At 38.2% G+C, this 12,129-nt stretch carries 11 protein-coding genes and 1 pseudogene; 7 read left to right on the top strand and 5 right to left on the bottom strand.

Annotation, left to right across the window (positions count from 1 at the left end; translation table 11 throughout):
* The first annotated feature begins 89 nt into the window (after positions 1-89).
* Both SLP02_RS22355 and SLP02_RS22350 read left to right on the top strand, forming a co-directional pair.
* A complete protein-coding gene (locus SLP02_RS22355; RefSeq protein ID WP_319422928.1) occupies positions 90-1,397 on the top strand; it encodes an ABC transporter substrate-binding protein in 1,308 nt (435 codons plus the stop codon).
* A 168-nt stretch (positions 1,398-1,565) separates the two neighbouring features.
* Positions 1,566-2,099, top strand: coding sequence for a transcriptional repressor (locus SLP02_RS22350; protein ID WP_319422927.1), 534 nt, complete (start codon positions 1,566-1,568; stop codon positions 2,097-2,099).
* Between the two features lie 35 nt (positions 2,100-2,134).
* On the opposite strand, the gene SLP02_RS22345 is transcribed toward SLP02_RS22350, so the two are convergent.
* Positions 2,135-2,578, bottom strand: coding sequence for a SufE family protein (locus tag SLP02_RS22345; RefSeq protein ID WP_319422926.1), 444 nt, complete (start codon positions 2,576-2,578; stop codon positions 2,135-2,137).
* 242 nt (positions 2,579-2,820) lie between these two features.
* Here SLP02_RS22345 and SLP02_RS22340 point away from each other — a divergent pair, with 242 nt between their 5' ends.
* Complete coding sequence (locus SLP02_RS22340) at positions 2,821-4,110, top strand: glucose-1-phosphate adenylyltransferase (protein WP_319422925.1); 1,290 nt, start codon at positions 2,821-2,823, stop codon at positions 4,108-4,110.
* 239 nt (positions 4,111-4,349) lie between these two features.
* Positions 4,350-5,384, top strand: a complete 1,035-nt coding sequence (locus SLP02_RS22335; protein WP_319422924.1) for a DnaJ C-terminal domain-containing protein — start codon at positions 4,350-4,352, stop codon at positions 5,382-5,384.
* A 21-nt stretch (positions 5,385-5,405) separates the two neighbouring features.
* On the opposite strand, the pseudogene SLP02_RS22325 reads toward SLP02_RS22335, so the two are convergent.
* Positions 5,406-6,797, bottom strand: a pseudogene (locus SLP02_RS22325) (Rieske 2Fe-2S domain-containing protein).
* A 160-nt stretch (positions 6,798-6,957) separates the two neighbouring features.
* On the opposite strand from SLP02_RS22325, the gene SLP02_RS22320 reads away from it, so the two are divergent.
* Positions 6,958-7,743 carry a carbonic anhydrase gene (locus tag SLP02_RS22320; protein WP_319422921.1) on the top strand — a complete coding sequence of 262 codons (786 nt, stop codon included), beginning with the start codon at positions 6,958-6,960 and terminating at the stop codon, positions 7,741-7,743.
* Positions 7,744-7,952: 209 nt separating this feature from the next.
* Here SLP02_RS22320 and SLP02_RS22315 read toward each other — a convergent pair whose 3' ends face one another.
* The gene (locus SLP02_RS22315; RefSeq protein WP_319422920.1) at positions 7,953-9,002 is read right to left on the bottom strand and encodes a TIGR00341 family protein; all 1,050 of its coding nucleotides are present in this window, start codon (positions 9,000-9,002) and stop codon (positions 7,953-7,955) included.
* Between the two features lie 530 nt (positions 9,003-9,532).
* On the opposite strand from SLP02_RS22315, the gene SLP02_RS22310 reads away from it, so the two are divergent.
* Both SLP02_RS22310 and SLP02_RS22305 read left to right on the top strand, forming a co-directional pair.
* Entirely contained in the window at positions 9,533-9,700 is a 168-nt protein-coding gene (locus tag SLP02_RS22310) for a hypothetical protein (RefSeq protein ID WP_319422919.1), read from the top strand.
* Between the two features lie 67 nt (positions 9,701-9,767).
* Positions 9,768-11,276, top strand: a complete 1,509-nt coding sequence (locus tag SLP02_RS22305) for a UbiD family decarboxylase (RefSeq protein ID WP_319422918.1) — start codon at positions 9,768-9,770, stop codon at positions 11,274-11,276.
* A gap of 51 nt (positions 11,277-11,327) precedes the next feature.
* Here the strand turns inward: SLP02_RS22305 and SLP02_RS22300 are convergent, their stop codons facing one another.
* Positions 11,328-11,753 carry an HNH endonuclease gene (locus tag SLP02_RS22300; RefSeq protein ID WP_319422917.1) on the bottom strand — a complete coding sequence of 142 codons (426 nt, stop codon included), beginning with the start codon at positions 11,751-11,753 and terminating at the stop codon, positions 11,328-11,330.
* A 1-nt stretch (position 11,754) separates the two neighbouring features.
* Positions 11,755-12,111 (bottom strand): hypothetical protein, encoded by a 357-nt coding sequence (locus SLP02_RS22295; RefSeq protein WP_319422916.1) that lies wholly within the window; start codon positions 12,109-12,111, stop codon positions 11,755-11,757.
* Positions 12,112-12,129 lie beyond the last annotated feature (18 nt).

Here is a 12,129-nt window from a genome sequence, read left to right as displayed (position 1 = left end):
AAGTAAATAGTTATAAATACGTACATAACATTGCCATATTTACTTATAAGTAATATTGTTTATTTTGTTGCCTTACTTTTGACAAAACAATGAAAAAAGCTACTTTTATTACCAGATTTTGCCTATGGTTATTAACAGGAGTGATTATAAGCTGGCTATGGGGATGTAATCCTAGTGCAAATAATGATTCTTCCCAGCTTGAATTTTGGACAATGCAGCTTAAACCAAACTTTACCCAATACTTTGAAGATTTAAATACCACTTTTGAAGCTCAAAACAATCCAGTAGAGATAGATTGGGTAGATATTCCTTGGTCTGCTATGGAAAGTAAAATTCTGACATCTATTTCTGCTAAAACAGCACCAGATTTAGTCAATTTAAATCCTAAATTTGCTTCACAATTAGCAACTCGCAACGCTTGGTTAGATTTGAATGAAGTAGTTACCCCTGAAGCTAAAGCAGCCTATTTACCAAAAATTTGGCAGGCAAGCACAATTGAAGTCTGCCAACAAGACAACTGTAAAGATCTGGCTTTTGGAATTCCTTGGTATCTGACAACTACAATTACCATCTACAATCAACAACTTTTGACAGCAGCCAAGATTAAAAATCCGCCTCAAACATATCAAGAGCTAGCTGAAGCAGCCAAAACTATCAAAGAAAAAACGGGCAAATATGCTTTTTTTATCAGCTTTGTACCCAATGATTCAGGGGACGTATTAGAGTCTTTTGTCAAGATGGGTGTAGAGTTGGTTGATGAATCAGGCAAAGCAGCCTTTGATACACCCACAGGGGAAGCTGCTTTTCAGTACTGGGTAGATTTATATCAACAAAAATTATTACCTCCAGAAGTACTAACTCAAGGTCATCGTTACGGAATTGAGCTATATCAAGCGGGAGAAATAGCCTTATTATCTTCTGGTGCCGAATTTATTGAAAGCATTACTAATAATGCACCTAGTATTGCTGAAGTTTCTCAAGCTACCTCTCAAATTACTGGTAAAACTGGCAAAAAAAGTGTTGCGATTATGAATTTGGTCATTCCTCGCGACAGCGAAAAATCTGCTCAGGCACTTAAATATGCTTTGTTTGTAACTAATACCAAAAATCAGTTAGCTTTTGCTCAGGCATCTAATACTCTTCCCTCTACAGTTGAGGGCGTTGATCAATATATAAATGACATCGAACAGCAAAAGACCACCTTAATAGAACAGGCAAAAAAGGTCAGTGCAGCCCAACTTAAAAATGCAGAAGTGCTGATTCCCGTGAGAAAAAATATTCAAATATTACAAAAAACAATTTACGAAAACCTTCAAGCAGCAATGCTCGAAGACAAAACTGTAGAACAAGCAGTTAAAGATGCTGCTGAGGAATGGAACAATCAATCAAGTCTTTAGCGTTGATGATCAAATGCCAAAGACTGAGGTAAATACTAATAATCGTTTTTATTTTGGTTGAATTGCTAACTTTTCTCAGGAAAATCACTGTAACTAAACTTTATTGCAAAGCTTGCGTGAGAACATTATCATTGTCAATAAGCAACAAATAAATGATAAAAGATTGGTATGGCTTACTACACGGCAGATTCCCTAAAAGCAGAACTCAACTCTAAAGGCTGGCGCATGACTCCACAAAGGGAAAAAATTCTCCATCTGTTTCAAAATCTTCCTAAAGGCGATCACTTGAGCGCAGAAGAGTTACACGCTCTTCTAGAACAGCGAAGTGAGTCTATTAGCTTATCTACAATTTATCGCAGCGTAAAGCTAATGGCGCGCATGGGTATTCTGCGAGAATTAGAACTAGCAGAAGGACACAAACATTATGAACTGAATCAACCTTATCCTCATCATCACCATCACGTTGTCTGCATCCAATGTAATAACACTATTGAATTTAGAGACGATACGATTTTAAAACACAGTTTAAAGCAGTGTAAGAAAGAAGGATTTCAACTTATTGATTGTCAGTTAACGGTGATGACTATTTGCCCAGAAGCTATTCGCAAAGGATGGCCATCTGCTTTGCCTACAGACTGGTGCTGTACTCGTGTAATTTCTGAAAGAGAAGCTAAAGAAGAGACAAGAAAGTTAACTCAGTAGTTAGCCACCCTGAATATTCTTAGCTACTGTTTAATTTAATGTTCGAGGGTGCCTAAACTAAAACCAAGAGCTTTTTTCTTCATCATTTGAAAAATGTTAAAGAAACCATTAGCGCGAGAAGGGGTAAGACTGACCTTTAACCCTGTATCTTCAATAAAATCAGGTTCTACCTGCATAATCTCTTCGGGGGGTAAATCATTTAGCCCTTCAATTAAGAAAGCTACCAAACCTTTAACCAGTTGAGCATCAGAATCACCCTGATAACACACCCTGCCATTTTCCAGGCTGGCAGTGATATATACCTGTGATACACACCCTTTGACCTTATTGTTATCTGTTTTGGCTGCCTCAGGCATTGCTGGCAGCTTTTTAGCATACCAAAGCAATTGCTCATATTTTTGTTTGGGGTTTGAGCGACGTTTAAAGCGTTCAACTATTTTCTCTAGCTTGGGAGGTAATGATGTTTCTGCTGATGACATTGACATTATTCGTAAATAAATATTTTTAAAAATAAAAATATAAGTTGACAATTCTAGCTGCAAAGGCAGGGGATTAGCGACCCTAGCCTTGAAGTCACGTAGTTAACTGTCGGCATCGCTTATATTACATTCACTTATTACTTTAGCAAAACAGATCGTTTTCCACTTCATTTTGCCGAATTTGTCCCCCATTCGGATAAACTTTATTTGGATAGGCACAGGCAGTCAAGAGGTTATAAGAAGTGAAAAGAGTATTAGGTATTATTCTTGGAGGCGGTGCAGGTACTCGTTTATATCCCCTGACCAAGTTAAGGGCAAAACCAGCAGTACCTCTAGCCAGTAAATATCGTTTAATCGACATTCCCGTCAGTAACTGTATAAATTCAGAGATTCTCAAAATTTATGTTCTGACTCAATTTAATTCAGCTTCTCTTAATCGACATTTAAACCGCAGTTATAATGTTTCTGGGTTTAGAGAAGGCTTTGTAGAGGTATTATCAGCACAACAAACCAAAGACAATTCTGGTTGGTTTCAAGGTACTGCTGATGCTGTTCGTCAATATATTGATTCGATCAAGGCTTGGGATGTTGACGAAATAATCATTCTTTCAGGCGATCATCTCTATCGTATGGACTACAGCCATTTTATCCAGCATCATCGGCAAACCAAAGCGGATATTACCTTATCCGTAGTGCCAATAGACGATCGCAGAGCTTCTAGTTTTGGTTTGATGAAAATCGATGATCAGGGTAGGATTATCGATTTTGCCGAGAAACCCAAAGGGGAAGACCTCAAAAAAATGCAGGTAGATACAACCGTATTAGGTCTGACATCTGAAAAAGCTAAACAAAGTCCTTATATTGCTTCTATGGGGATTTATGTCTTCAAAAAAGACGTTTTAATCGATTTATTAGAAAGTAACTTAGACCAAACTGACTTTGGTAACGAAATTATTCCTGGTGCAGCTAAAGACCACAATCTTCAGGCTTACTTATTTAAGGGATATTGGGAAGATATTGGAACAATTGAATCTTTTTACGAAGCTAATTTGGCTCTTACCAAGCAGCCTCATCCTGATTTTAGCTTTTATGATGAGAAATATCCTATCTACACCCGTTCTCGCTATTTGCCACCAACTAAGCTCCTTGATTGTCAAATTAGCGAATCCATGATTGGCGAAGGATGTATCCTTAAAAACTGTCATGTTAACCATTCTGTAATTGGTGTGAGAACTAGGATTGAGGGCAATTGCACCATTGAAGATACTCTGATTATGGGGGCTGATTTTTATGAGCCTTTTGCAGAAAGAAATTCTGGTTTGCAAAGCGGAGGAGTTCCTGTAGGAATTGGCGAAGGAACAACGGTGCGTCATGCGATCGTCGATAAGAACGCACGTATTGGTCGTAATGTGCAGATTATCAACAAAGATCGGGTTGAAGAATCTCAAAAAGAAGATGAAGGCTTTTATATTCGTAGCGGTATTGTTGTCATTCTCAAAAATGCAACGATCGCAGATAACACGGTTATCTAAGAACTTAAAATGCAGTCATCAACTTTTGAAAAGTTAGTTTTGAAATCAACAATTGCTGTAATTAGTCTGCTAGCAAAATTTTAAAATATTGGCGAGGGTGTAGTTATATTAGCTACACTCTTTTTTTGATGTGTAATTATAAAGCTAAACTTTTAAAGTAAGATCATTTGAAATTACTATTTTTCTATATATTGCCCAGGATATTCAGACTAGAAAGTTTTATCAGGAGATAGCCATTAATGTCTTCCACTGAATTTAAAGATTACTATGCTATTTTGGGAATCCAAAAAACAGCAAGTGCAGATGAAATCAAAAAAAAGTTTCGTAAGCTAGCTTTAAAATATCATCCCGATCGCAATCAAGGAAACAAAGTAGCCGAAGCTAAATTCAAGGAAGTCAGCGAAGCTTATGAAGTGCTTTCTGATGCTGATAAACGCGCCAAATACGATCGCTTTGGCAAGTATTGGGAACATAGTGCGGCTACAGGGTATTCTAGCAACACTACATCCACTACTAATACTCAAGTTGACTTTGGTGGCACAGATTTTAGCCAATACGGTAACTTTGAAGAGTTTATTAATGAGCTTTTGGGACGTTTTTCTACTCCTGGTACAGACAATGGCAATCAAACTTATTCTTATCGAACTTCTAACAAAAGTAATACCACGGGGTCATATTCCAACAGCAATTTTGATAGCACTTATCAAGACATTAACGATTTCAATCAGCAATCTAAACCAGTCAATAGCGAAGCTAGTATTAATCTAACCTTCTCTGAAGCATTTAGAGGTACTATTAAACGTCTAAACTTAGGCACAGAGTCTTTAGAGGCTCGGATTCCTGCTGGTGTTAAACCAGGTACTCGTATACGTTTAGCGGGAAAAGGACAAAAGAGTACTTATGGTCAACAAAGAGGAGATTTGTATCTCAACGTTAAGTTAAATTCCCATCCCTTCTTTGGCTTTGAGGGCGATAACTTAGTTTGCGAAGTACCTATTGCCCCCGATGAGGCAGTTTTAGGTGCATCTATTAGCATTCCTACCCCCGATGGCATAGTCAGGATGAAAGTTCCTGCGGGAATTCGTTCAGGTCAGGTATTGCGACTAAAAGGCAAGGGTTGGTCTTCTCCTCAAGGCAGTCGTACCGATCAGCTAGTACGTATTGTTATTGCTACTCCAAAACAAATTACTAACCAAGAAAGAGAATATTATCAAAAAATTCGCGATATTCGTAGCGACAAACCCCGTGACAGTCTACGAGGAATCAGCCTTTAAACGATTAACAATGAACAATTGTTAACTTCCTGGTAAATTACGTGGTGGAGTTTCTACGCCATGATAAAATTTGTTTTCCAACTTATTGAGTTGCCACCAAGCTAGGCTGGAGATAAGTAAGCTTGCAGATAAACTTATTGCGCTCCAAGTTGAAGGTATCTCAACAAATAAAGAGATCGGGGGAATAGTTGCCCAAATTAATATGACAAGTGCGATCGCAATTATTTTAATCTTTTTGATATTCTTCAAAGCCTGACTACAGCTAGCGCAGTTTTTAGTGTGGGAATAATAACGGTCTAGTAATTGTTCTTTTGATAAGGCGATCGCTAAATCTTGATTGGGAAAAGGATCGCTATGATATAAGTTAACTCACTGACGCAATTCCGAGACGTATAAGTCTGCTTTGGTAGGGAGATAAAAAGCCTGACTATATTTTTCAACCCCACCCAAGGCTGCTAAATAACGCTCCTGATGATGCAGAAAAATCTGATCGTCTTCCAAAACTCCATTTTGATTAATGTGAGAATACCACTGAGGCGCAAGCTTAATAAAAAAGCGAGGAAAAGGAGAAGCAAACTTGAACGGAAAACGAGCAAACAGACGACATTTACCCTTACTAATTGGTGTTGCATAAACTACCGTTAGAGTACGTCCAAACTGTTTTGAAGTAAGATCGTGCCATATTAAGCAGGGTGCAGTAAAAGTTGTATATTGCGTGCCTAACTTACCCTTACGAGGTCCTTCTTGCCAAACACCTTTAAAACCCTGTTTGCCCGATTCAGTCACCTCTAATTCCACAGGCGCAACATTAGAACGATTGCCAACGGTTTTATGATGAGTATAGGGAATATGACTGGCATCAATTACGTTTTCTAGCAGAGTTAGAGCATCATAGAAAAGATCGCGGAAAATATTTAAGCAAACCCAATCATCTTTATCTTCTTCTATAGGTTCGATAATTGGTACGGGGGTATGAAGTGCATTTTCTTTGATGCCAGGATAAACAAACAATAATCCTTGGGCGATCGCACTAGGATAAGATCTAACGCAAGCTCTAGCAGAAGTATGTGCCTCTCCTCTTGGCTGCTGTTGCGGAATCACTTTACATTCACCATCTCCCGCAAATGCCCAGCCATGATAAGGACATTCTAGTAGTCCCTGTTCATTTACTCTCCCTTCACTCAACGGTGCAAGACGATGAGGACATTTATCTTCAAATACCTGCCATGTCTGCGCCGACTTATCCCACCAAATTACTAGATCTTTTTCTAGCAAAGTAAATCGAGTGAGTTTATGCTTATCCAAATCTGAACCATAGTAAATGGGATACCATGCTTCTTGCGGATCAAAAACAGTAGAGTCACTACCACCAGGTAATAATTTTGCTATGTTGAAATTTTCGCTCGTCTGCATATTATTAATAATTTAGCCTTGTAAATAATTGTTACATAAGTTTTAGAAATAGCTGTATCTCAAAGGCTAGGAAATACCGATTGATTCTGATGCTACTTTTTATGATATTTTTGACTTAAAAATTATTGTCAATACTAATTCAAATCTATTAAGTAAGCTGATGAAAAAGAGTAAATTGTGGCAACGTCAGCTTTTGGCTGGTGCGATATTTCTAACTGCTACATTAATGATTATTGTCAATCCTGGTTTATCATTAGCAGACGAAAATAAACCAGATTGGGAATACGGAGGATCTAATAACCCAACCCACTGGAGTGAACTATCATCTGAATTCAAATCTTGTGAATTAGGTAGCAATCAGTCTCCTATTAATATAACCACGACTCAAAAAGGAAAAGCTGCTGCAATTGAATTTGACTATCACCCCAGTACTGTAGAAGTAATTAATAATGGTCATACTATTCAAGCCAACTACGAACCTGGTAGTACTGTTAAAATCGACGGACAAGTTTACGACTTACTACAGTTTCATTTCCATACTCCTAGTGAACACGAAATTGAAGGCAAGTCTGCTGCTATGGAACTGCACTTTGTCCATAAAAATAAAGCGGGAAAACTGGCTGTAGTCGGTGTAATGATGGATGCAGGAGCAGAAAATCCTCTAATTGCCAGCGTTTGGGATGACATACCTACCGATAATAAAGCAGAAAAAGGCAATAAAATCACCCTTGATGCTGCCAAACTCTTGCCAAAAGATAAAACCTTTGTCAGTTATTCTGGTTCGCTAACAACTCCCCCCTGTAGTGAACAGGTAAGCTGGAATATATTGTCAAAGCCTATAGAAGTTTCGTCAGAACAAATCGAAACTTTTGAAAGCATTTATTCCTACAATGCCAGACCTATTCAACCGTTGAATGGTCGTTCAGTAGAACTACATGAGGATTAAGTAGTATATGCAGGGTGTGTTTTAGTAACTAACAAATATTATTAGACTAAAACACACCCTATCATTCCCACAATTTATGTAACTGTGTAATGCCGTAGGTGATTGTCAATGATTTTGTAGACTAAATCGTCTGTTTATTGCAAAAGTTAGCAACTCTCAAGATCGAGTTTGTCTTGCTGAGAAATTGCATTAAATAAATTCATAAATTTCTACTTAATGTTCGTATAGTAAACAGTACTTTGCTCAGAAAAAAAAGAACTTGCATTTACTTCGTTAAACTGAAACATAAAAATAACGCTAATTAATAAAGCTAGAATAATTAACCAAAAAGCAGTAGCAATTCCAGTTATTTTATTAGCCTGAAATTTTTGCCACCATTGCTGGGGACGAACATCCCGTACCCAAAAAGTTGCGATCGCAGCTAAATTTAGACAAACAATATTAGTAGACACCAAAACAAATGTTTCAATAGCAGATCCCCATAGCCCAGAGCCAATTAGCATTCCTAAAACTACTAGAGGAGGCAACAGTGCTACTGAAACCATAACTCCTACTACTGCTTTTTGCTCTCCTGCTGTCAAAGAAATTGCTCCAGCTACTCCTGAAGCAAAAGCTAAAACAACATCAGAAAGATTTACGCTAGTTCTGATGGCAATTTCCTCCATCCCCAGATCCACTGACACAAACATACCTAATAAAATTGACAGTACCAGAGATATTAGAATTTGTGTCAAACCAACTCGTATGGTTCTAACTGCCAAGGATAAATCGCCAAAAGTAGTAGCTACGCCTAATGCCATGTTGGGTTTGAGCAAAGGGGCGATGACCATAGCCCCAATAATTACTACTTGATTTCCCTCCACTAAACCGATAGCAGCGATCGCCGTAGACAGAATAACTAGTGAAACTTCGGTGCTGTTAAGATAAGTGCTTTCAAATATTTGAGTGTAAACTTCGTGCTGATAGATAGGCTTGTCTTGATGTTTGTCGGAGGATTTCGGCGATTGAATATTTGCTTGACTTGGTATGGTTTCTGCTGGCAATAGAAGTAGTTCAAGGTCTGGAAGGTGTGCTAATTTTTGCTTCAAATCGGCAACTACCGTCTCAACCTGTTCTTCCTCAAGCAAGATGTTGACCAAAAGTTGATGTTGCGATCTAAAAATAGATTCTGTTTCTAACCAAGGATAAGAAGACAGCAATTGTTTTATATTTTTTTCTTCAGCTAAGGGCAAGAAAAATTTAATTAAGCGCAGATTCATTAACGTCAAAATCAAATTGTATCCATAATTAAGTAGTTATAAGGTATGTTTGGCTAAAAATGAATATAAAGACTAGATTTTATTGCACCATAGCGTTTCTTATATTAGCAAGACAATACCAATGAGGCAAAAATGTATCCATGATTAGAGCGATCGCCTTAAAAGGAATCGTCGCCTCAATCTATTTAATATCAAGCTTTAGAAGGCAAGCTGCGATCGCTTTTTTTTGATTAAGATACTATTAATCATTATTAAAAACAAACGATAGTATTTATTTATAACTTAAAGACACATATTTATAGTAAATTATTCAGATATTATCTTGCAGCATTAATAAATTTATTAAGCCAGCTAAATCAAAATTGCAAAATGCTCGTTTAAACACCTATTATGGGTTAGATAACATAAAAAAATGTAGCTTTGACTGGAGATTTATTTCAGCCAAATGGCTGACGAAATATGACTCATAAAAGTAGATAATTTGAGACTATCTAAATTATTAATAACATTTACTAAAGTTAACTTTTCTCATGCACAAGCAAAGCAATGAAAAACAAGTGCTTCAGTTTCTCTGCAAGCCTAAAGGTGGCAGAATTTATTTACTCAACGCTTTGAATTCTAAATCTGAACGAATTTTTATTGAAGCTCTACACAACATCATTGATGCGATGAATAAAGAAATAGCACCCAATCTCTAGCCCAAAGAAATTGGAGATTAATCCCTAACTCTTCTAGACTAATAGTAAATACTTTATATTTCTTAACATGGCTAGAGACTTACGGGGATTTATTAAAATTTTAGAATCGAAAGGACAGCTTAGACGCATCTCAGCGTTGGTCGATCCAGATTTAGAAATTGCCGAGATTTCTAATCGAATGTTACAGGCTGGTGGACCTGGATTACTGTTCGAGAATGTGAAAGGCTCTCCCTTTCCCGTAGCAGTAAACCTTATGGGTACAGTAGAGCGAATCTGCTGGTCAATGAATATGGAAGCCCCAGAAGAATTAGAAACTTTGGGGTCAAAACTAGCCATGCTACAGCAACCCAAGCCACCTAAGAAAATTAAACAAGCCGTGGATTTTGGCAAGGTGCTGTTCGATGTTTTAAAAGCTAAACCAGGACGAGATTTCTTTCCTCCCTGCCATCAGGTAGTTTTAGAAGGAGAAGAAGTAGACCTAAATAAAGTGCCGATGATCCGTCCTTATAGTGGAGATGGAGGCAAAATTATCACCTTGGGGTTGGTAATTACCAAAGATATAGAAACTGGTACGCCTAACGTGGGCGTGTATCGACTCCAGCTACAGTCTAAAACTACCATGACGGTTCATTGGCTATCGGTGCGGGGTGGGGCAAGACACCTGCGTAAAGCAGCCGAAGCAGGTAAAAAATTAGAAGTTGCGATCGCCTTGGGAGTCGATCCGATGATTATCATGGCAGCAGCCACACCCATTCCTGTCGATCTATCTGAGTGGTTGTTTGCAGGGTTGTATGGCGGTAGCGGGGTCAAGCTAGCTAAATGTAAAACTGTCGATTTAGAAGTGCCAGCAGATTCAGAATTTGTCTTAGAAGGCACAATTACCCCAGGAGAAATGTTGCCTGATGGTCCTTTTGGCGATCACATGGGCTATTACGGCGGTGTGGAAGATTCGCCCCTGGTGCGTTTCCACTGTATGACTCACCGTAAAGATCCGATCTATTTAACAACCTTTAGTGGTCGTCCCCCCAAAGAAGAAGCAATGATGGCGATCGCGCTTAATCGGATTTATACTCCTATTTTGCGCCAGCAAGTCTCAGAAATAGTAGATTTCTTTCTACCCATGGAGGCTTTAAGCTACAAAGCAGCGATTATCTCTATTGATAAAGCATATCCAGGACAAGCCCGCAGGGCAGCCCTAGCATTCTGGAGTGCCTTGCCTCAATTTACCTATACTAAGTTTGTGATTGTGGTCGATAAAGATATTAATGTCCGCGATCCTCGTCAGGTAGTTTGGGCAATTAGTTCTAAAGTCGATCCTGTCCGCGATGTCTTTATTTTGCCAGATACCCCCTTTGACACCCTAGATTTTGCCAGTGAAAAAATAGGTTTAGGCGGACGCATGGGTATAGATGCCACTACTAAAATTCCTCCTGAAACTGACCATGAATGGGGTGAACCACTTGAATCTGATGCCGATACGGGAGCGATGGTAACTAGACGCTGGCAAGAATACGGTTTAGGAGATATTGATTTAACAGAAGTGGATGCTAATTTATTTGGTTACGACATGAAGTGATTATTTTTCTGACCCAAGATCTTTTGCAGAAATTTTAGAGCGATCGCCCTTTTAGATTCCTAATGATTTTAAAATTCCTGCTTCTATCAATAATTTACGTTCTTCAATTCTTTCCTGGCGATTCAACTGTAGTAAACGAACTGTTACTCTAGCTTGAGGAGTTAAAGGGGTTATTTTGATATCTTGTAGATGAAAATGTTTCTGCCACTCATTTTTACGGGGATTATAAAGAGCAGTAAGTTTATTTGTGGCTGGATCGATAGAAGCTAGATCGCTTCCTTTATGTTTATTACAAATTGAGCAAGAAAGAGCCAAGTTTTCTAAGGTAGTTTGACCCCCATGCTTTTTGGCAATGATATGATCGATTTCGTGGGCTGCAAAAGAAAAGGCTTCAGGAATCAAACAATATTCGCAACTATGATTAGCTCGCTTACATACCTCCCGTTTTAATCCAGCAGGAATATAATTACTGCTCATTTTATGATTGCGTTTTGAGTTTTAGATAAGCTTTAGCTTTAGCTTTTCGCATCAAATGTTCGAGATATTGATATTGCTCCCAAATTTGAACTTCTGCACTAGTAAGATCATGATCGCGATGCTTTTCTAATAAGCTAGTAATTTGAGTTTGCAATGCTTTTGAAGGACGTAAAGCAATGATTTCTTCTGGCGTAGGTAAAGTAGCCAAAAACTCTAAAACTTCAGCAATACCATTAAATCCATCTCGTGAACTGGCATTTAGCTCTCGCAATCCTAATTCTATGACCTGTGGTAGTTTATCTTCAATAAAATTAAGACGAGATACTAATTCTTCTGAGAGATCGAGAGTTATCTGCATGGAAAAGTGTTTGACTTG

The sequence above is a fragment of the Pleurocapsa sp. FMAR1 genome (assembly GCF_963665995.1).
In the GTDB taxonomy this organism is placed as follows: Bacteria; Cyanobacteriota; Cyanobacteriia; order Cyanobacteriales; family Xenococcaceae; genus Waterburya.
The sequence above is the reverse complement of the archived record's forward strand: the minus strand, read 5'-3'. Positions and strand labels throughout refer to the sequence as shown.